Origin of the sequence: Chitinophaga sancti (assembly GCF_034087045.1) — a bacterium.
In the GTDB taxonomy this organism is placed as follows: domain Bacteria; phylum Bacteroidota; class Bacteroidia; order Chitinophagales; family Chitinophagaceae; genus Chitinophaga; species Chitinophaga sancti_B.
Window position 1 is genome coordinate 1,907,412 of the sequence record NZ_CP139247.1, and the last position, 20,920, is coordinate 1,928,331.

At 42.4% G+C, this 20,920-nt stretch carries 20 protein-coding genes; 13 read left to right on the forward strand and 7 right to left on the reverse strand.

Annotated features, from left to right (window positions below):
• Positions 1 to 7: 7 nt before the first annotated feature.
• The 4 genes from SIO70_RS08025 to SIO70_RS08040 form a co-directional block, all read right to left on the reverse strand.
• Complete coding sequence (locus SIO70_RS08025; RefSeq protein WP_320580416.1) at positions 8 to 2,125, reverse strand: hypothetical protein; 2,118 nt, start codon at positions 2,123 to 2,125, stop codon at positions 8 to 10.
• Entirely contained in the window at positions 2,118 to 3,536 is a 1,419-nt protein-coding gene (locus SIO70_RS08030) for a hypothetical protein (RefSeq protein ID WP_320580417.1), read from the reverse strand. The genes SIO70_RS08025 and SIO70_RS08030 overlap by 8 nt, the downstream gene beginning before the upstream one ends.
• A 39-nt stretch (positions 3,537 to 3,575) precedes the next feature.
• On the reverse strand, positions 3,576 to 3,770 hold the full coding sequence (locus SIO70_RS08035) for a hypothetical protein (protein ID WP_320580418.1): 195 nt from the start codon (positions 3,768 to 3,770) through the stop codon (positions 3,576 to 3,578).
• 160 nt (positions 3,771 to 3,930) lie between these two features.
• Positions 3,931 to 4,467 carry a hypothetical protein gene (locus SIO70_RS08040; protein WP_320580419.1) on the reverse strand — a complete coding sequence of 179 codons (537 nt, stop codon included), beginning with the start codon at positions 4,465 to 4,467 and terminating at the stop codon, positions 3,931 to 3,933.
• 89 nt (positions 4,468 to 4,556) lie between these two features.
• Here SIO70_RS08040 and SIO70_RS08045 point away from each other — a divergent pair, with 89 nt between their 5' ends.
• Positions 4,557 to 4,802 carry a hypothetical protein gene (locus tag SIO70_RS08045; RefSeq protein ID WP_320580420.1) on the forward strand — a complete coding sequence of 82 codons (246 nt, stop codon included), beginning with the start codon at positions 4,557 to 4,559 and terminating at the stop codon, positions 4,800 to 4,802.
• A 100-nt stretch (positions 4,803 to 4,902) separates the two neighbouring features.
• On the opposite strand, the gene SIO70_RS08050 is transcribed toward SIO70_RS08045, so the two are convergent.
• The 3 genes from SIO70_RS08050 to SIO70_RS08060 all read right to left on the reverse strand — a co-directional run bounded on the left by SIO70_RS08050 (position 4,903) and on the right by SIO70_RS08060 (position 9,043).
• On the reverse strand, positions 4,903 to 5,250 hold the full coding sequence (locus SIO70_RS08050) for a hypothetical protein (protein WP_320580421.1): 348 nt from the start codon (positions 5,248 to 5,250) through the stop codon (positions 4,903 to 4,905).
• A gap of 199 nt (positions 5,251 to 5,449) precedes the next feature.
• The gene (locus SIO70_RS08055) at positions 5,450 to 8,608 is read right to left on the reverse strand and encodes an AsmA-like C-terminal region-containing protein (RefSeq protein WP_320580422.1); all 3,159 of its coding nucleotides are present in this window, start codon (positions 8,606 to 8,608) and stop codon (positions 5,450 to 5,452) included.
• 243 nt (positions 8,609 to 8,851) lie between these two features.
• Positions 8,852 to 9,043 carry a hypothetical protein gene (locus SIO70_RS08060; RefSeq protein ID WP_320580423.1) on the reverse strand — a complete coding sequence of 64 codons (192 nt, stop codon included), beginning with the start codon at positions 9,041 to 9,043 and terminating at the stop codon, positions 8,852 to 8,854.
• Positions 9,044 to 9,135: 92 nt separating this feature from the next.
• Here SIO70_RS08060 and SIO70_RS08065 point away from each other — a divergent pair, with 92 nt between their 5' ends.
• The 12 genes from SIO70_RS08065 to SIO70_RS08115 all read left to right on the forward strand — a co-directional run bounded on the left by SIO70_RS08065 (position 9,136) and on the right by SIO70_RS08115 (position 20,860).
• Positions 9,136 to 10,311 (forward strand): DUF1343 domain-containing protein, encoded by a 1,176-nt coding sequence (locus tag SIO70_RS08065; RefSeq protein ID WP_320580424.1) that lies wholly within the window; start codon positions 9,136 to 9,138, stop codon positions 10,309 to 10,311.
• Between the two features lie 251 nt (positions 10,312 to 10,562).
• The gene (locus SIO70_RS33385; protein ID WP_414017914.1) at positions 10,563 to 10,697 is read left to right on the forward strand and encodes a cytochrome c oxidase subunit 2A; all 135 of its coding nucleotides are present in this window, start codon (positions 10,563 to 10,565) and stop codon (positions 10,695 to 10,697) included.
• Positions 10,698 to 10,713: 16 nt separating this feature from the next.
• Positions 10,714 to 11,163, forward strand: a complete 450-nt coding sequence (locus tag SIO70_RS08070) for a cytochrome c oxidase subunit II (RefSeq protein WP_320580425.1) — start codon at positions 10,714 to 10,716, stop codon at positions 11,161 to 11,163.
• 3 nt (positions 11,164 to 11,166) lie between these two features.
• Positions 11,167 to 12,885: a cbb3-type cytochrome c oxidase subunit I gene (locus SIO70_RS08075; protein ID WP_320580426.1), complete on the forward strand. Its 1,719-nt coding sequence runs from the start codon at positions 11,167 to 11,169 to the stop codon at positions 12,883 to 12,885.
• Positions 12,869 to 13,516, forward strand: coding sequence for an SCO family protein (locus SIO70_RS08080; protein ID WP_320580427.1), 648 nt, complete (start codon positions 12,869 to 12,871; stop codon positions 13,514 to 13,516). Before SIO70_RS08075 ends, SIO70_RS08080 begins: the two co-directional genes overlap by 17 nt.
• Before the next feature lie 4 nt (positions 13,517 to 13,520).
• Positions 13,521 to 14,132 (forward strand): cytochrome c, encoded by a 612-nt coding sequence (locus SIO70_RS08085; protein WP_320580428.1) that lies wholly within the window; start codon positions 13,521 to 13,523, stop codon positions 14,130 to 14,132.
• A 172-nt stretch (positions 14,133 to 14,304) separates the two neighbouring features.
• Positions 14,305 to 15,648 (forward strand): TolC family protein, encoded by a 1,344-nt coding sequence (locus tag SIO70_RS08090; RefSeq protein WP_320580429.1) that lies wholly within the window; start codon positions 14,305 to 14,307, stop codon positions 15,646 to 15,648.
• A 10-nt stretch (positions 15,649 to 15,658) separates the two neighbouring features.
• Positions 15,659 to 16,765, forward strand: a complete 1,107-nt coding sequence (locus tag SIO70_RS08095) for an efflux RND transporter periplasmic adaptor subunit (protein WP_320580430.1) — start codon at positions 15,659 to 15,661, stop codon at positions 16,763 to 16,765.
• A 5-nt stretch (positions 16,766 to 16,770) separates the two neighbouring features.
• Positions 16,771 to 19,983 carry an efflux RND transporter permease subunit gene (locus SIO70_RS08100; RefSeq protein ID WP_320580431.1) on the forward strand — a complete coding sequence of 1,071 codons (3,213 nt, stop codon included), beginning with the start codon at positions 16,771 to 16,773 and terminating at the stop codon, positions 19,981 to 19,983.
• On the forward strand, positions 19,980 to 20,288 hold the full coding sequence (locus SIO70_RS08105; RefSeq protein ID WP_320580432.1) for a hypothetical protein: 309 nt from the start codon (positions 19,980 to 19,982) through the stop codon (positions 20,286 to 20,288). The genes SIO70_RS08100 and SIO70_RS08105 overlap by 4 nt, the downstream gene beginning before the upstream one ends.
• Positions 20,289 to 20,306: 18 nt before the next feature.
• On the forward strand, positions 20,307 to 20,495 hold the full coding sequence (locus SIO70_RS08110; protein WP_320580433.1) for a DUF2892 domain-containing protein: 189 nt from the start codon (positions 20,307 to 20,309) through the stop codon (positions 20,493 to 20,495).
• A 50-nt stretch (positions 20,496 to 20,545) separates the two neighbouring features.
• Positions 20,546 to 20,860, forward strand: a complete 315-nt coding sequence (locus tag SIO70_RS08115) for a rhodanese-like domain-containing protein (protein WP_083726027.1) — start codon at positions 20,546 to 20,548, stop codon at positions 20,858 to 20,860.
• Positions 20,861 to 20,920 lie beyond the last annotated feature (60 nt).

Here is a 20,920-nt window from a genome sequence, read left to right on the forward strand (position 1 = left end):
GTTTAGGTTAATCAGCAAATCCAGGTCCTTCATCATTTGTCGTACTGCGTTGTAAGTCTTCTACATCCATGCATGCATTGCGGCAGGCATCTTTCATAGCACGCATCACGTCATTCTCCTGTGGTACAAATGGTTTGGCCATGATGGCTTGCAGCAATTCCGGAACGGGTGCCCAGCTACAGTTTGCCTGTAGATAACTGATGTATGGCAGCATGCCGGCAGGGGTTTGTTGTTTTTCGATCTGCTGCCTGAATTCGGTTTCAGTGGGTTGTAAAACCTCGTGCAGTAAAATCTGGTTAACGTATCTGCCTCTCTTTTCCAATATTTGCCACAGTCCTTCCCGGAGTTCAGCGAATGCAGGATTCGTTTTCAGTGCCAGCAGGTAGTGATTGAACTTTGATTCATTGCCGAGGTCAATGGTCAATAGCTGAGTGAGTGCATATCTGCTCAGGTTATCATCCATGCCTTTGTGTATGGCGAGGAAGCGGAGTATTTCAATATCAGATACGCCTTCCTGGTACAGGCTACTGCTGTTACCCGGTGTAAGGGCAGCCCAGAGTATACGGTTGGCCATTTCCGGGTTTTCACCATAATACATCCAGATATGTGGGAAGATACCGGAGAAGTTATGCTCCACATCAGCCTTGTGCAACCATTGCTCCCAGTTGATATTGGAGCTGCCTGCCTGTGAAATGGCATTTTCCAGTACCTGTGTGCAGATATCCTTCATCGTTTGATCCTGTTCATGATCTGCAAGGTGGCTGAAAACCTTCACGGTAGCAGGACTGAGTTGCGGGATCGTACTGATCTTCTTCGCCAGCAGGCGACGCAGTTCTCTGTTCAGTTGTGTGTGTAACAAAACAGGAGCGGCAGCAGCTACGACTTCGATATTCGCCTTGGTCAGTGGAATAAGCAGGATACCTTTGATCCCTGCTTCTCTGATAGCAGGAGATGGAGCCTGCAATGCTTTGCTGTAAAAACTGTTCAGGCTATCATCATTAGGTGTAAAGTTTGTAATGGCCTGGAGAATAGCAGTGCGGCATTCTTCTTTTTGTTCCTGTTCGTAAGCCTGTACAAAGCGTTCGAAGAGTGCCGGGCGCTGTGCAATAAGTTTACCAAGAATATTGTAAATGGCCACTGCCAGATGTGCCCTGATGTTTTGCGAGGACAGTGCCAGCAGTGCATTTACGAGCGTTTCATTTTTAGCTGTGTAAGCAGCTAAGAGATATAACAGTTGTAGGTTTTGAGCGGTAGCGAGTTGTGTACACAGGTGCTCAATGATAGCAGGGGTAAGCTGCAGGCTGTATTCAAATACTCTTAATGCAGCCTGCTTTACACTTTGGTCAGGATCTTGTGTATAGGCATGCAGGATGGCATCTGTCAGTTCAGTACTATCTATGCCATGTACGGCCAGTAATTGTATACACCAGATACGGATAAAGGGGGTGGTATCTGTTTTTAGTAGTGCTAATAAAGCAGCTACAGGTACGAAGGAGCGGTCAAAGCAGAAACTAAGTACCATTTCCCTGATGGCAATGGGTTCATCAGGTGTTAATAGGGATGCGATTGTGGCGATGTCCAGTGAATCCTGCAATAGGAGCCTGTTTACAATTACCAGTTTATCGTTTTCCCCTGCCTGATGCATGATCTCTTTATAGAAAGCGATGTCATCTGGACTGGCGTCTACAGGTATTAATAACCAGGAGAGAATGAGGCGGCTGGTGTCTGCATTCTCCTGTTGTTTATAGAATTGAATCAGGTATTGTCTTGCTGTTTGATCAGTGATGGACAATCGGCCTAATATAGGCAGGATCAGGTCGCGTGACTCATCCTGTGCCAGCGAGGCGATCATAATATCGATCAGCGCTGTGGTATTGTTTAGTTGGCGAAGGCCGGTGCCTGCCAGTTGACGGATCATATCTGCTTTCAGGATGGTATCCGTTTCGGTGGCAATGAGCGACAACCATTTCTCAGCAATGGCGGGGTCATGTAGATAACGGGAGGCGCCGGACAATAGAGAATATTTTGTATCAGTATCAGAGAGGGGTACCATATCCAGCATCATTAAGGTTTGGGAGATATGTGCAGCCCGTCTTTCCCTGATCTCGTCAGTGATCTTACTCATATTTTAATACGTTGGGTTTAATACCGGAAAGGGCGTCAGTAAGTGTTTGTTGCTGAGTTGCGTCCAGATCCAGTTTAACAATAGCATCCAGGGCTTTTTGCCTGGAGAGTGTATCAATTAGTTCATTGCGTACTACGGCCAGCAGTACATCGAAGTGGTGGGTAATGCCGGGGTGCAGGTAGCCATCGAGGCACAGGCGCAGGAGTTCTCTGTCTGTATCGTAGAGCAGTACATCTTCGAGTGCAGGGACCACCTGTGGATAGATCCCGGCAACATTGGCCAGCAGACCGGCACAGGTCACCCTGAACGGAGAACCAGGTTCTGTGAGTTCTGTGGCAAATACATCTACCAGCTGTGGATGACGTGCTACAGAAAGAGCTTTCACCTGGTTGAACAATACTTCGCGTATGCTTTCGTCCCTTTCGCGGGAGAAGAGGAGTAAAAGCGGATCGAGGATCTGTTCAGTTTTCAGGCGGCTGGTAACGAGCGAGAGTACCTTTTTTCTATGTTCGGCAACCGGGAGGTCTTTGATGCTTTCCAGCATGATATTGCTGATGTGCATATCTCTGCCCATGTAAGGGGCCAGCATATCGGTGATGGCAGCAAATTCTCCATCGTCGTATACAGAAGGATTGGCAGCGAAGGCGTTGGCCACGGCTAGCCTGATTTCCGGAATACGCATGGCGGGTTTGATGAGTTCCAGCAGATCGTAGCGGATGCCATTAGTTCCCGTTTGAGGCAGTGCTGTTGCTAAAGTAATGAGCTGTGCATCGCTCATTTGTTTATTATCAGCGAGACGGCGCATGACGCGTATGCGGATGTCCGGATCATTTTTAATATCGAGGTAAGGTTGTGCCGCAGCAAAGAGTTGATCGCCCCAGCGGGTGCATTTCTCTGCCAGCGTGAGTGCTTGAGATTGCAGCAGGGTAGGAGAGTTACGATGTTTTTCCAGTGCGGCAACGGCCATATCTTCAGTGATAAGTGGCAGGTTGGCCAGGGTATCCTGGATGGCGACCATTTCGGGTTCACTGAGGTGAGGGGTGGCAGAGAGTTCGATGAAGAAGTCTACCAGTTGCTGGTCCTGGTGAATACTTTCCTGTAGTCTGAATAAGAGGGCAACGCGGGTATCTCTTTCCTTTTCCTGTCTGAAGAACTGAAGGAGGGCATCGAAGAGGACACGTGGTTCCGGAAAGCGGGAGGTGTTCAACGAAGTAAGGAAGAACATAACTTCATCCCGTAATCTTTTGTCTTTGACATCAGGTAATACCTGTAGCAGGGCGGTGATGACTTCTGGTTCGTGCAGGTGGCTTTTGGCCAGCTGTAGTATCTGTGCTTTGATCACTGTTTCTGCGTAAAGGCTACCCAGTACTTGTCTGATCAGTCCCGGTAGGGATTGTTGGGTTTTGTCCATACTATTTTCAATTAAAGATATGCTGGTATAAAAGTGGGCTTACAATGTGCTGATCGCCTCGATCTTGTCCAAGGCAACGACGCATCTTTTGCCATCATGGGTTCTTAACTCTACGGCTTCCGGATACAGGTTACTCACAACACCTTGTAGTGTGGCGTGGGTGATGTAGATACTGATTTGTTGCTGTTCCAGACGGCTGCTTTCAAGTAAGGATATGAATATGGGTGATGGCATGGATGATCCGTTTTAATGAATAAAGAGGCAACGGTAAAATTGTATACGAACATAAACAGGGCCAAAAGTAAGGAAGTTTGATTTTAATACCAACCTTGGTGGCGGGTGGCGGGGGAACTTTCACATTTTGTTAAAAAGCAGACCCTGTAGTTTGCTTGCTTTATCCAGCCATTAGGATTTTATCAAATCTCAACCTGCCGGCCTTGATTTTGAATACGTAGAAGATGGCGTATTCGCCGCTACCGTATTCAGGATCGGATTTTTTATTATAGCTACTGAGTTGCAGCGTTACAGTTTGTTCATCCTTATCGTAGGTAGCTTCCATGCTATAGTATTCTTCCTGATCATCTGTGAATTCGGCTGTTTTGGACGTGCCTTTTTCGTATAGGTCTTTTGTTTTAATTTTCAGGAAGGCGGTAATGAATTGTTTATCGAAGATTTTGTCGAAATATAGGTCGAACGATTTCTCTGTGACGGGGGCTTCCTTTTCTGCGAGGTTAGGTACTCCGACCATGTACCAGAATTCAGCATTGTTGTAAGGAAAGTTAAAGAAGGTTTTAGTTGTTTCTTTATCTCTCTGATAGATAGCGTCTCTAAGGGTACGGACCTGGTCAATCCAGGTGCCTGTGGTGTCGGGAGACGCAATGGCAGTGTGGGCGCACAAGAACAGGCAAATGTATAATAAGGTTCTTTTCATGGCTTAAATTTAAAAATTTATATTTGAATAGTTTTTACCCCGCAACCTAATTTGTTATGATTCCACTGCATCTACAATCTACATACAGTATGTTGACATGTGCTTTTACACATCCGTTGGAACAACATACATACGAAGGCGTGATACGGTTTTTGTATTATGACATGTCTGACGAATGCCTGGCGCAGGTATTGTCTTACATGGTAGATAAAGAGATAGCTATGATCAAGGATGATATAGCCCGATATTATAATGCAGACGAAAGTCAGTATCTTGATGTGAGAGAACAACTCATCAGCTGTGGGTATGATGATTGGTTAAATGAAAATGATTAATACCTTACTACAATATTTGTTGCACCTGCCAGTTGGATTTGTGTGGCTCATTTCTTATTAGAGAATGTGATGATCACCTGTGTGGTATTTATTGGCAGCATTAAAGAGATCGCAGAAGCTTTCGCCTGTGAAAAATGATCTTCACAAAAGAGACGAGTTCGCTGATAGCAGTGATCCCCAATGCATATTTGAAAGTAGACGGATCTACGCCCAGGATGAACACAATCAGGATAACCACGGGTAAGATCATCATACCATATCCTTTCCATCCAATCCACTTTTGGGTAAGAGATACCAGCACACCCCAGATCAGGCTGAAAAAGCCGGCGGCTGCCAGTAAGCCCAGCATAACGAAGCTACCTTTTTCAGGAGCGAAGAAATTATAGAACAAGATGCTCCATAATATGACGAGGAGGATATAGAGCAGGATGTATGGTACGCGTTTCATAGCGACAAAAATATGAGAAAATCTTAATTAATCCGCTTGTTGAGGCAGGAGTTGAGGTTGTTGCAGGAGCAGTTTTTTTCGGGGGAGTTGTTTATGAGTTGATTAATTCGGAACTCATAAAAAAATCAGCCTGTAGAGATTAGCATAGGGGTTACCAGCGTATAATAAAAAGGGAACATCCGACGATGTTCCCTTTTTATTATTCCTGATCTTCTTCATCTTCTGTTTCTTCCAGCTGATCCTTATCACTCCCTCTCTTCAGCTTCACCTTCGGGTTACTTTGTGTTCCAGTTACATTGAACGGGATGCCCAATATCCCTAATGGTGGCAATCCCAGTCTGCCTTTCAGGTTTAGTTTTCCATCAAAACTCACTTGACCTTCAAATCTGGGGCGGAAACCAGCCACACGCATTTTGGTCTTCTCTATCGTAATGATATTATTATTGATTTTGGATTTGATATTGATTTTTGACAAATCCGGGTCTCGTACGTCATCCTTTCCGGTGGCGCTACTTACGGCATTGAATAACCGGAATCCCTTCATTTTTACTTTCTTCACAGACAGTACGCCTTCTCCTTTCAGAGAAGGATAGACTGGCTGCATATTCTCATCCAGTCTTCCGCTTAGGTGGTATTCAAGTCCTACGATACCACTGGCACTACTTGCGGAGGTGGCCATGTCATGGAATAATTTGATTTCATTGTAGGCGCGCTTTATATCAAATTCAGCAGCGGAGATATGGTAATCGAAAGTGGCCTTTCGGGTATTGATACTGGTATACTTTGCATCCATCTCCACCGGCGCTCCGATTATAGTAAAGCCGGTTTGGTTCAGCTGGAGGTAGTTGCTGTCAATTACCAGCTGGCCATGGAAATCGTTGATTTTAATACCGTTAAAATATATCCTTGCTGCATTGGCATTCAGGGTAAGCGACAGGTTGGCGGGTACCATGACCACACCGGAAGAGGAAGAAGTGTTGGTGGTTGTAGAAGTGATACCTGTGGTGTTGGTGGATGTTGAATGACCTCCATATACCATCAGTTCATCTACCAGTATATAATCGCTTTTAAAATTAAACTGCCCATGCAAAACCTGATCTTTTTGCGTAGCATACCCGATCACATTGGTCAAATAGCCATCCAGGCGGATAGTAGATTTACCATAACGGGCATTGAACTGATCGAACCACATCTTATCCTGGTCAAAACGGAATACACCGTTAGCAATATAAAATGGGAGTGGGAATAATTCAGAGGTAAGAGTGATATCTTTTACAACCAGGCTTCCTTTGTTGTATAATTTGTTGTAACGTCCTGCCATTGCATCGCTATGTGTACCACGTAATGACAGGTTGGTTTTGATCAGACCTTTCACATCATACCCTTGCTGTGCAAACACTTTGTAGATCTTACCAAGGTCAATATTCCCATTGGAGGTGATATTATAACGCAGGTTATCAAAGTTGTTCAGATCCGCTTTCAACACAAATGGCTGTCCCTCAAATTCAAATGATATCGGTTTGATATTTACATTTAGTGATTTGAAAGTACCTGTAGTGTTGGTAATAGTGGCATCAATATTTATTTTTTCCAAAGGATTGGGGTAGTATTTCGTCTGCACAACGCCATTGTTCATAGTGAGCGTGGCGATGGTGACAGGGAACAATCTTTTTACTGGTACGTAACTGCCTTTTGTGACAATGTTGATATGCAGGTCTCCGGCCATAGATAGGCTATCCAATGGGTAGAACTGCTTCACCTCGTCCAGGTGAAGTATCCCTTCCAGACTGGCATCCACGAGTGGACTGCTGGCATTGCTGACCTGGAAATAGCCTTTGATATAGTTACTCAGCACATTTGCATTGATGTTTTTAACGGCAAGCATGGCATGTGCATAGTTGCTGTCGGGGCAGGAAGCCTGGATGTCAAAATTGATATTGTCAACAGCTTTTGGTAAAGAAGCGAATTTGAAATACCCGTTATGGAAGGAAGACTGGAAGCTGAATGCCGGAATGCTGCTGATGACGGTATCGGCTTGTTTCCGCAGTCCTCGGTATACAATGGACTTTGCATATTTTCCATCAGCCAGCAGGTGGGCCTGTAGTCTGCCTTTCATGGCAAATGAGTCCAGTCCTACGGCTTTACTCCATTTTTCCAGGTCTATATCTGTATTCAGTTTAACATGAACTTCCGGCGTTTTGATACCTTTCAGTTTCATGATCGCGCTAAAGTAATCCTTGTCTATATTGAAGAAAATAGAGTCGATATTCACAACCAGGCTATCGGTATTCAGTTGTCGTAATTGTGACTGGAAGTTGAGGAACAGGTTTTTTACAGGGGCGGGTGCTTTTGCATTGGAGATGGTACCATTTCTGATCTGCATATTAAATGTGAGGTCAGGCATGGTGTTGGTTGCTGCTATGTATTGACCGGTCAGGGTGGCATTTACATCAGCGGTTCCCGCTACATGTGTATGTTCCAGCCAGGAGGTGTATTCATGTGGCAGGGCACTAAAAATGGCGCCCAGGCTGGATTCTTTTGAATTGAGTTTGAAATCCATCGCATATCCATTCTTTAAAAATCCGAATTTCCCATTTAATTGTACAGGGAGTTCATTGATTTTCAGGTCATTCTTTTCAAAGATCAGATCCAGTGAATTGGTATTGATTTTTGTAATCAGCTCTCCATCCAGCTTTTTATTCTGGATATAGGGTGTATTGCCATAGCTCAGATCGAAAGAGGAGGCACGAAGGCGGGAATACAGATCAAACTGGGCTTTGCTGAGATCTCCTTTACCCAGGTAATCCACATTCTGGGCCTTTACATAAAGCGGGAGTGACTGATCGTTGTAAATGATATTGCAGTGTTCCAGCTGAATCCGGGCTATTTTCAGAGAGGCGCTACCGCTATCTGTTTTAGTGTTATTAGTAGATGGTGCTGATTGGTAGACGTTATAGTTTGGATGGCCGGCAGCATCTACCAGCACGTGAATATTTCCTTTCGTGAGGTAGATTTCATCGATGCTGATGGCGTTTGAGAAAATGCTGGCGAGGTTTACACCGAGGGCTACTTCATCAGCGGCGATCAGTGTGTCTTTTTGGAAAGGCGCCGCGCCTTTCAGACTAAAATCATAGAGGGTTAACGTGAGGGAAGGGAAGTGGTTGAAAAAGGAAAGTCTTGCCTTTGAGAAGTTGAGATCACCAGTAATACTGTTATTGGTCCATGTCTTGATCTTGTTGGATACAGTCGATGGAAAGAGGACGGGGAGGAGGAATAGCAGTAATAAAAGTGATACAATAGAAATGCCGGCAATCTTCAATGTTCGTAGTGCTGTTCTTTTGATTTGGACGTAGCTCATAAAAGCCCCCGGGTATTTTTTTAAACCCGGTGTAAAGGTAAGTAGTTTTTCATGAGCTCGATTAGAATGGGTTAAGAGTGAGGTAGTTATAGAGATTATTTTGAATATGTATGGTTGAGTATTGATGTATTGGTGGAATTAATTATTCATTTCATCGGCAGTTAGAATGTGTTGTGTAAATAAATTGGGAAAGCAAAAAGAAGGCGCCTTAGTAAGTCGCCGTTCTTTTTCAGCGTGTTGTACTTACCTGGTATTGCATGATCCATTATTACAGCTATCACAGCAGGTAGTATTGACCAGTGCCTGAATGATGATCATGGTACCAAATATGGCAATGATCAGGAGTTGCATCTGTATAGCCACACCGATTAAAATTATGCCGGCAATCAGTCTTATTATCCTGAAAAAGCTCCAGTTTTTAATTATTTTGTTCATAAGTTCTTTCGCGATTTGGTTGTAAAAATCCGATAGGAAAAAGAGAATGACTGTAACTATTGTTACATATTTAGTTTTAGATTAAAAATATCATGGTACAATTGGGTATAGACAGACTACTACTTACTGCATGGGACTGGAAAGCCAGGCGGATAGGTTTCGTAACGAACAATGCGGCTGTTACCTCAAACTATGAAGCTTCCAGGAAAGCCTTAATAAGGAATGGATTTAATGTTGTCAGGTTATTTTCTCCGGAGCACGGATTGGATACTACCGGGCCGGATGGTCACTTTATGGGAAATACGATGGATACTCTGACAGGTTTGCCGGTAGTGAGCTTATATGGTGACAAGTTGGCCCCGGATCAGAAGGACTTTGAAGATCTGGATGTAATCCTGATTGACCTGCCTGATATTGGTAGTCGTTTTTATACTTATTTATGGACTTTGACTTATGTGCTGGAGGCAGGAGCGCTCTATGGAAAAAAATTGATTGTATTAGACAGGCCTAATCCAATTTCTGGAAATCTCCTGCTTGCCGAAGGTCCGATGCTTGATGAAGTAAATGCTGCCAGTTTTATTGGCAGGTGGGCGATCCCCGTTCGTCATAGCTGTACAATAGGTGAGCTGTCGTATTATTTTAACATCGAAAGAAAAATTGGGTGTGACCTCCAGGTTGTTACATGTACTGGGTGGAGGCGTCATATGTTTCATCCTGATTGGAGCGAATCATTTGTACCTGCTTCTCCTGCTATTAATACTTTTGAGACTGCCTTGCTTTATCCCTGTCTTTGCTTCCTGGAAGCGACAAATATCAGTGAGGGTAGAGGTACCGCTGTGCCTTTTAGGGTAGCAGGTGCTCCATGGATAAATGCAGGAGAGCTGGCGGACATATTTAATGATAATATTAGAACAGCTGTTGTGGCCCGTGAAGTTGATTTCGTGCCGGAAGTGGGTAGATATGCAGGTAATAGTTGTAAAGGTATAATGTTGCATGTGACAGACAGATACCAGTTTCATGCAGTAAAAACCGGGTTACTATTGATTAAGCTGATCATGGATACTTATAAAGGGAGGTTTGAATGGGCGCCATACAAAACCCTTGTGAATGGAAAGGGGGAAAACCATTTGACATTATTATTGGGTCAACAAAATGCAGAAGATTTTTTCAAATTGCCTTTTGAGGGTTTTAAGGAGGAGTTGGATGATTATGTTAGCAATGGGAATTGGAGAGAATTGGTAGAGCCCGTTTTAATTTATGAAGATTAACAAACGTACTGTCAGGCATTGATAAAGAATTAGCGGACCCTTCTCCCGTTTCTTTAAGAAGTATGAAGGGATAAGTCCTGAAAAATTCAAGAAAATGAAACATCCCCATGAAGATTTTATAGCCCAACCCCTGCCCGGAGGTCGATATTTTTTAATAATAAGTAAAAAGGTACATCATTGAGGTAAATAGGATAACTGCCGGCTTCTTAGGGTATCTAATTTTGTTCCTGAAATAACACATATATAGGAACATGAACACAAATGCGCATTCTGATATCGAAAAAAACTTCAAACCCAGAGGTACCATCGCTTTCATAATTTTATTGTTGCTTCTTACTGTTTTAGTATGGTTCAGCGTGTATAATCTTCAGCTGGAGAGACATTGAGTTAATAATTATTATTATGAATAAGTATGAAATAAAAGTCATTTTACTGAGTAGTTCGGTAATGGCAATATTCTTTTTTGCTCTCCTTTATAATGTATTCGCCAGGAAAATAGATGTCCCTACCTGTATTCCCTACCAGGCATCCTTTCAGCAGTCAGTGGTTAAGCAGGTTGATAATACACATTATGAAGTATATGTTATTGCAAAAATGTGGGCCTTTGATCCCGCGGAAATTACTATACCAGTGGGTAGTACAGTTGATTTTTACCTGACCTCTGCTGATGTGGTACATGGATTCAATATTGAACGAAAAGGAGTCAACCTGATGGCTGTACCGGGTGCCGTTAATAAGGTAACTGTAAAATTTACAGACTATGGAACTTATAGAATTGTATGTCATGAATATTGTGGTGCGGGGCATCATAATATGATGGCCCGGGTATTAGTTACTTATTTAAAGAGATAAAGAATGAACATATCAGCATCATATAGAAGAACAATTCTTACCGGTCTTTTTATGCCTATGACACTCTTTATATTGGGTGCTTATAATGGTGTAATGCAAACACTTTACAGAGCAGGCGTTATTCATAAAGCAGCGGTTGCAGGTATTAATTATTATCAGGGGCTTACTATGCATGGTGTTATTAATGCTATTGTTCTCACCACATTTTTTGCTGTGGTTTTTGGACATGTAACCATGAGTCATTACCTGAAGAAGGAGCCTCCTGGATGGTCTTACCGCATATCGATGATATTGATGGTCATTGGTACCTTAATAGACGCTGTATTAATGATAATGGGTAAGGCGCAGGCACTTTATACATTTTATGCGCCGCTTAAAAATTCACCTTTGTTTTATCTGGGTACATCTTTATTGATTGTGGGTAGCTGGGTTGCATTCTTTGGCTGGATTAAAATGTATATCGATTGGAAGAAGGAACATCCTGACGGGAAAATGCCCATTGCCGTTTTAGGAACGTTTGTGAATTTTACAATGTGGGTTATCAGTAGCATCCCGGTGGCATATGAATCATTGGTATTGTTAATGCCCTGGTCGGCCGGCTGGACAGAAGATATTAATGTGCCGCTTACCCGCATGCTGTTCTGGATGTTTGGACATCCTTTGGTTTACTTTTGGTTATTGCCTGCATATATAGCATTTTATACCATTCTGCCCAAAATAAGCGGGGGAAAATTATACTCCGGAAATGCGGCACGGTTAGCCTTTCTGTTATTTCTTATATTATCTACTCCGGTAGGAGTACACCATCAGTTTAGTGAACCGGTAATGGGGCAGGGAACCAAACTATGGGTAAGCATACTAACTTATGCGGTGTCTATCCCCAGCTTTATGACTGCATTTACTGTTGGTGCTTCTTTAGAGTTGGCAGGAAGAAACCGGGGGGCCAGGGGGTTGTTTGATTGGATGGCAAAATTACCCTGGTTCCGCTCTGGAAATTACCTGTTCGGATATTTCCTTTGTGGGTTGATATTATTCATTTTTGGAGGACTGTCAGGAATTATCAATGCGTCCTATTCTCTCAACCAAATGGTGCATAATACTGGTTGGGTACCCGGACATTTTCATATGACAGTGGCCGGACCAGTACTACTGGTAATATTAGGCATGAGCATTTATATGTATAATACGGTATCCGGAAAACCCGTGAAATTTTTAAGAATGGTGACCATTGTTCCATACATCTGGATGATTGGTGTGGCATTACTCTCACATGGATTAATGGCAGGAGGATTGATGGGGGAGCCCAGAAGAACTAATATGGGAATGTCTTATACTAATCCTGAAAGCAATCTGTTTAATTCACATTGGATACCTACAGCAACAATTACTATGTTCGGTGGGATCCTGATGGGAGTTGCAGCATTGATTTATTTTGTCAGTTTTTTTGCTACTGCATTTGGGAAAAGAACAGGACAACCAGCAATTTCGCTACCGGAATCGGAAGAATTGCATGAAGAAAAACCGATTCCACTATTACACAACATGAAACCCTGGATTATAGCCAGTATAATAATGGTAATACTCACTTACATTCCTTCTTTAATGAATGTATTCAAATACAGCAGGCCTGTTCCCAACAAATTTAATGCAGAAAATCCTGTAAATGAAAGCGGTAGTGATTATAAGTATGCTCAACCTGTGATAAATGAAAAAGCTAAGTAAAAGAGCATGGGCCCTTTTTTTCGGTATTGCATTTATATTGCCGGCAATGACTTATGGTGCATTATACTGGTACAATCATCGTATTGCAGGCTTGCCCTATTACGGGGAAAATTACAGAATGGAAACCGATCGCCCATACTATACAGTTCCCGATTTCTCATTTGTAAATCAGGACGGCCATTTGATTGACAATAATTTTATAAAAGATAAAATATGGGTGGCTCATTATTTTTTTACCACCTGTACTACTATCTGCCCCAAAATGATGAATGGGATGTCTGATGTGCAGAAAGCATTTGTTGATAATGATGATGTGCGTCTTGTATCTTTTACTGTAGATCCGGAACAGGATAGCCCTGCTGTTTTAAAACAATATGCTCAATTCCGGAACATACAAAGCAAGCAGTGGGGATTATTAACCGGTGATAAGAAAATGCTATATCAATATGCCCGTAGAGGATTGTTTATTGTGGCTACAGACGGTGATGGAGGAGACGGAGATTTTATTCATAGTGAAAAATTGGTGTTGATAGACCGGTTAGGGCATATACGGGGATATTATGATGGAACCGAAAAATATGACATTCAACTATTGATTAACGATATCAGGCGTTTGCTTGGAGATAAGTAGAATTATGAAGAAAAGAATTTTTAAAGGATACTTTGCATCAGGTTTTATTGTGATTTTATTGCTGTTTATGTTTAGCAATGTTGATGCACAGCCAGATGCCACACATGGGAAACAGTTATTTACTAATCGTTGTGCCGCTTGTCATGCTATAGCAAAAGATGTAACCGGACCAGCGTTAAAAGATGTTGACAAAAGACATACAGAAGATTGGATTATAAAGTTTGTACAAGGGTCGCAATCTGTTATCAAATCAGGAGATCCCGTTGCTGTCCAATTGTTTGAAAAGTTCAATAATACTATCATGCCCAATCATCCGGATTTGAGTAATGATGACATCAAAAGTATTATTGCCTATATTAAAGATGAAAGTACAAGACTTGCGGCTTTACCGGCAGTACCCGCTGTATTGGACGATGATAAGCCGTATGCAGGGAAAAGTAGTGTTTTGCATCAGTTAGTTTACTTAGATATTCCAGGTGAGCACCGGCCATTAAACCTTCAGTCTCCATTCTTTTTATTATCGCTTGCCGGCATAATAATAGCCCTGGTTTTATGCTTCTGGGTAATTGTTAAAACTTATGATATTCTTGACAGGTATCAACAATCAAAAGAATAGAAGTTTCAGGCACATATCGTCCGGTAAAATCTGAAAAATAAATGCTTTGCCCAATTATAAGGCTTTTTATCAACATTTTAATTTATATTAATTGCCTGTCATAACGTCTGCGTAACAAATGTTACCGTTTTACTTATTTGCTGCCAGTACTTTTGTAGCAAATAGGAAGTTAATGAATGCTACAAAGTACATTATAAAATTGAGCCTGTTCCTGTTGATGGGAACAAATGGCTTGCTCTCAGTTGCATTTGCGCAGGAAAATACCCGGAATATAAGTCTCACGGAGGCAATCTCAACAGCCCTGTTGAATAGCAAAGATATTCATCTGGCACTGCTGGATGAACGTATTGCAGCTTCTGACTATAAGCAAACACAAGCGATCTTTCTTCCACAGGTGGATGTTTCTTATACTGCTATGAGCACGAACAATCCACTGAATGCCTTTGGCTTCAAGCTACAGCAAAGGACGATAACACAAGGAGATTTTAACCCGGCCACATTGAATCATCCATCTGCTACACCGGATTATATGGCCAAACTGGAATTACAGCAGCCATTGTTGAATATGGATATGCTGTATCAACGCCGGGGGGCCGAAAAGAAAACAGAGGTTTATCAATATAAAACACAACGAACAAAGGAGTATTTAACTTTCGAAGTGCAAAAAGCTTACCTGCAGTTACAATTGACTTATACAGCTGTTAAAGTATTGGAAGAGGCTTTGCAGACAACCAATGATATTTATACTTATACCAAAAATCATTTTGATCAGGGGCTGATTCAAAAATCAGATGTATTAAATGCGCAGGTACAGGTGGCAACAATAACAAGTAATCTTACCAAAGCAAACAGTAATATCCGTAACGCATCTGACCATCTCAGTTTATTGATGGGTGAAAAAACCGGCACCATATACAAAATCACGGATGGCATTACAGCGGCTCCGCAAATTCCTGATGCCGTGCGGGATGTTACTTTTTCAAGAGCAGATTTTATGGCTATGCAAAAAGCGGTAGAAGCATCTGACCTGGTGATCAGGTCCACACAGATGAAATACCTGCCCAGATTGAATGCATTTGGAAACTTTCAATACAATGATAATAGTATGGTAGGTTTTGGTGCGAATTCCTATCTCGTTGGTGTGCAATTGTCATGGAATATTTTTAATGGTAACCGTACTAAGAACACGATCACTACCCAAAAGCTGGAACGTGATAGGTTAGTTACACAATTAGAAGAAAAAAAGAATCAAAGCCAGTTGGAATTGGATAAAGCTTATCGCGATCTGGCTGATGCCCGGTCAGAAACCGGAAGGGGGGAAGTATCCGTTGAGCAGGCGGCGGAAGCGTTACGCATTATACAGAACCGGTATGAGCAGGGGCTGGTGAACACGACAGACGTATTGTTGGCTCAAATGCAACTTTCGCAACAAAAATTATTGCTGGCACAGGCACAGTTCTCTGCTAATGTGACCCTGGCTTACCTGCAATTTTTAACCACAAGCACTAATAAATAAATTTTCATAAATGAACAGCGTTTACATCTCAAAAACAATAGCACTTATATGCGCCGGTTTTGGATTATTATCCTTAACCTCATGTTCTTCACATGAGAATACGGATAATAAAACAAGCACAGATAGCGCAATAGTCGTAACGGTCGCCACTCCTTCATCGACAGGACAATCGGGGTTAAATATAAGTGGTCAGATTGAAGCGGGTGAAACAGCAGGTATCAGCACGAGGGTGATGGGCTACATTACTATGATAAATGTAAAAGTGGGGGATAAGGTGAGTAAGGGACAATTGCTGGTTACTATCAGCAATCAGGATATACTGGCAAAAAGGGCGCAGACGGATGCAATGATCATTGAAGCAGATGCTGCCTATAAAAATGCGCAAAAGGATTTTGAGCGCTTTACTAATCTATACAGGCAGCAAAGTGCTTCCGCAAAGGAACTTGAAAATATCAGCCTGCAGTATACATCTGCGAAATCCCGGCTGGAAAGTGCGAAACAGATGCGTAATGAAGTAAACGCAAGCCTGAGTTATACCCGTTTAATCGCACCTTTTAGTGGTGTGGTTACTCAAAAGCTGGCTGACGTAGCCAACATGGCCAATCCTGGTATGCCGATATTAACGCTGGAACAGAGTGGCAGTTACCAGGTAAGTGCTGCTGTTCCTGAAAATGCCATCAGCCGGATCCGTCAGGGATCAGCCGCAATCATTAGTGTCAGTGCAGTGAATAAAACCATCAATGGAAAGATTTCCCAGATCAGTCAGTCCTCACAATTTTCAGGTGGGCAGTACATCATCAAAGTGCAAATTCCTGATCATGAAAAAGAGGGTTTGTATGCAGGCATGTATGCCAATGTATCTATTCCTGTGGCAGCAACCAGTGAGATAAAGAATGATCAGGTGATGGTACCGCTTTCCTGTATTGAGCGTAAAGATGCATTAACCGGGTTATATACAGTGGGTAATAACAGCACTGCTCTATTACGCTGGGTAAGGTTGGGAAAAGCAAATGGGAATCTGGTGGAAGTGCTGAGTGGATTAGCTGCAAACGAACAGTTTATTGTTAATGCTGAAGGCCGGTTATTTAACGGTGCTGCTGTTCAGATAAAAAAATAATAACGATGAAAAACGGATTCTCAGGGAATATAGCAAAGGCTTTTATACAGTCGAAATTAACGATACTGCTGATGATCGCCTTTTTGTTAATTGGCGGCTACAGTACTTTTTTAATTCCTCGTGAAGAAGAGCCACAGATACAGGTACCAATGGCCGATATCTTTATTGGTTATCCTGGAGCATCACCCAAAGATGTGGAAACGAAAGTGGCTATCCCGGTGGAAAAAATGGTCTCCAACATTAAAGGAGTGGAATATGTGTATTCCACTTCCATGCAGGGACAAGCGATGTTGGTAGTACAGTTTAATGTAGGGGAAGATGTGGAGCGCTCATTGGTGAAATTATACAGTGAGCTTATGAAAAATATGGATAGGATGCCACAGGGGGTTACGCTGCCTCTGATTAAAACCAGGGCAATAGATGATGTGCCGGTATTAGGTGTAACCCTATGGAGTGATAAATATGATGATTACCAGTTGAAACAGATAGGACAGGAGCTGGCGAATGAGGTGAAAAAGATAAATGACGTTTCGGATGTCAATATTATTGGTGGGCGAAACAGCGAGGTAAAAGTTTTGCTGGATAAGAATAGAATGGCAGAAAACCATGTAGACTTTTTATCTGTCAGCAAACAGGTGCAGGCAGGTAATGTGCAGTTGGCAGGTGGCACGTTGCTTCTAAAGGATACGGCGTTTTCAGTTGAAACAGGAAATTTTCTGACTTCTTCAGATGACGTGGGTAATCTGGTAGTGGGTATTAATCAACAGCACCCCGTATATCTAAAGCAGATTGCAACAGTGGTAGAAGATGCAGAAACGCCCAGGCAGTATGTATTGTTTGGTTATGGGAGAGCAGATGCTGCAAATGCGCATACTTTCAAATCCAATTACCCGGCTGTCACGCTTTCCATTGCCAAGAAAAAGGGTGCAGATGCCATGCAATTATCAGAACAGATCCTGAACAAGGTGAAACATCTGGAGAAGAGGCTGCTTCCTGCTGATGTACATTTAACTGTTACCCGCAACTACGGGGAAAGTGCGTCGGATAAAGTAGGCGAATTGCTGTTCCACTTGTTTATCGCTATTGTAGTGGTTACTGTGTTTGTGATGCTGGCGATGGGATGGCGTGGTGGTCTGGTCGTGTTTTTGTCAGTACCTGTCACCTTTGCGCTTACCTTGTTCGCCTACTATTTTATGCACTATACGCTTAACAGGATCACCTTGTTCGCTTTAGTGTTTATAACAGGTATTGTGGTGGATGATTCTATCATTATAGCAGAGAACATGCACCGTCACTTTAAAATGAAAAAGTTACCACCATTACAGGCCGCCATTTATGCCATTAATGAGGTGGGCAACCCAACGATACTGGCTACTTTTACGGTGATTGCAGCAGTACTGCCAATGGCTTTTGTATCCGGTATGATGGGACCATATATGAGTCCCATGCCTATAGGCGCCTCTATTGCTATGATACTATCACTGATCGTTGCACTTACATTAACACCTTATCTGGGATATATTTTCCTGCGTGAGAAAGAAAAACATGGTGTGGTGCACGAAGGTAGCAATGCACCATTACTGGAATCAACCCGTATCTATAAAATATATCGTTCCTTTATTAATCCTTTACTGGAAACCCGCTGGAAACGCTGGACGTTCATACTAAGTATAGTGGTGATCCTGTTCGCTTCACTGTCTATGTTTTATACTAAAGCCGTAGCGGTAAAAATGCTGCCTTTTGATAATAAGAACGAGTTCCAGGTAGTGATAGATATGCCGGAAGGTACGACCCTTGAAAAAACGCAGGCTGTAGCGAAAGATATTGCCAGCTATATTGCACACCAGCCTATGGTTAAAAATTATCAGACCTATATAGGGACTTCAGCCCCAATCAGTTTTAATGGACTGGTAAGGCACTACGATTTACGCCGTGGTGATAATGTGGCTGATATACAGATTAACCTGGTAGATAAAAAGAACAGGAGTATCCAGAGTCATGATATTGCTAAAGAAATGCGTGGAGCCGTACAATCTATCGCCAGGAAATATAATGCCAATGTGAAGGTGGTGGAAGTGCCACCAGGACCTCCGGTATTATCAACTTTAGTTGCAGAAATTTATGGGCCTGATTATAATGAGCAGATCAGAATCGCCGGCGAGGTGAAAAAAATACTTGGCACCACCAATGATGTGGTAGATGTGGACTGGATGACAGAAGCAGACCAGCAGGAGTATCATTTAGAAGTTGATAAAGAAAAGGCAATGCGTTATGGCATAGCTACCGGGCAGGTTGCCGCAACAGTTAATGCTGCATTGTCTGGCATGTCTGCAGGAAGTATATCTCAGCCGGCGGCATTTGTTCAAACAGGCATAAAGCTGCAATTGAGTGATCCTGATAAGAGCAATATAGACGATATACTTAACCTGAAAGTTATAGGCATGCAGGGCAATGCCGTACCGATAAGGGACCTCGTAAATGTTACACGTCAATTAAAACCCAAAAGTATTTACCGCAAAAATCAGAAGGAAGTAGTGTATGTGCTGGCAGATATGGCGGGGGATTTAGAGAGCCCATCTTATGCCATATCAGATGTATCAGATCATTTAAAAAGCATCAGGTTGCCTAAGGGATTTTCTCTAAAAGAGGAATATACTCATCAGCCGGAACTGGAAGATAACTACAGCCTGAAATGGGATGGAGAGTGGCAGATCACTTTTGAAGTTTTTCGTGATTTGGGTATTGCTTTCGCTGTGGTGATCATCATGATCTATATTTTGATCGTTGGATGGTTTCAGAATTTTACTGTACCCTTAGTGATGCTTGCTGCTATCCCGTTGTCATTAATTGGGATTGTATTGGGGCATTGGATGATGCATGCGTATTTCACCGCCACCTCTATGATCGGTTTTATTGCATTGGCGGGTGTCATGGTGCGAAATTCCATACTACTTATTGACTTCGTAAATATCCGGCTGAAAGAAGGGATCCCTTTAAAGCGGGCAATTATTGAAGCCGGTGCTGTACGTACCACTCCGATCCTATTGACGGCAGGAGCGGTGGCGTTGGGAGCGGTCATCATTTTGTTTGACCCGATCTTCCAGGGACTAGCCATATCGTTAATGGGCGGGACAATTACGTCTACTTTCCTGACATTAATCGTAGTGCCATTATTATACTTTAAGATGATGCGTAAAAAGAACTTAAAATCTGAATGATGAAATTATTTGTAGTAACCTCTTTGAAAGAGTACCTGGGAGATATATCCAAAATATTTAATCAGGCCAATATTCATGTTTTCAGCACTGTTGATATTGTTGGTCATAAACAGGGTAAACCCTCTAATCTTCTGGATGACTGGTTTGCCAGTGGTACAGAAGATATTGATTCGATGATGATCTTCTCTTTTACGAGCGAAGCGGGAGCCGATCATGGAATGAAACTGATCGTCGATTATAATAAAAATCTTAAAGAAAACTTTCCGGTTAGAGCATTCGTTTTGCCCGTTGAAAGATCTGTTTAATTATACAATTATTAAAAAATGATAGAAAGAATAGTCCGTGTAGTTGCCGGCACGTTTTTCCTGACAAGTATAACATTAGCTTATACTTTAAATACCAACTGGCTATGGTTAGGTGTTTTTGTAGGCCTCAACTTGTTACAATCTGCATTCACCGGATTTTGCCCGCTGGAGAAGCTTTTAAAAGCTTTGGGTGTCAAAAACCAATAATAGTAGAATGTAACGGGTATAACAAAAGTGTTTTCATATAAACTGGTTTTATGGATTTTTTCAAACAATTATTTAGTGGTTTTCCAGCAATTGATCTGGGGAAAATTATTAAGGATGGTGCGTTTTTAGTGGACGTACGTACTGCTGCAGAATTTGCCAATGGGCATGTGAAGGGTTCGGTAAATATACCCCTGGATCAGATAGCTTCGCAGCTTTCCAGATTTAAGGATAAAAAAAGCATCGTTGTATTTTGTCAAAGCGGTGGCAGAAGCAGTCAGGCTAAGTCTATCCTGGAAAAGAATGGGTTTAGCCAGGTGATCAATGGCGGGAGCTGGAATAATGTTGCAAAATATTGCCAGGCATAATAAGCACAATAGAAAAGTTCAGCAGATGCACTATTCAGAGAATTCAATGTTCCGGATTAA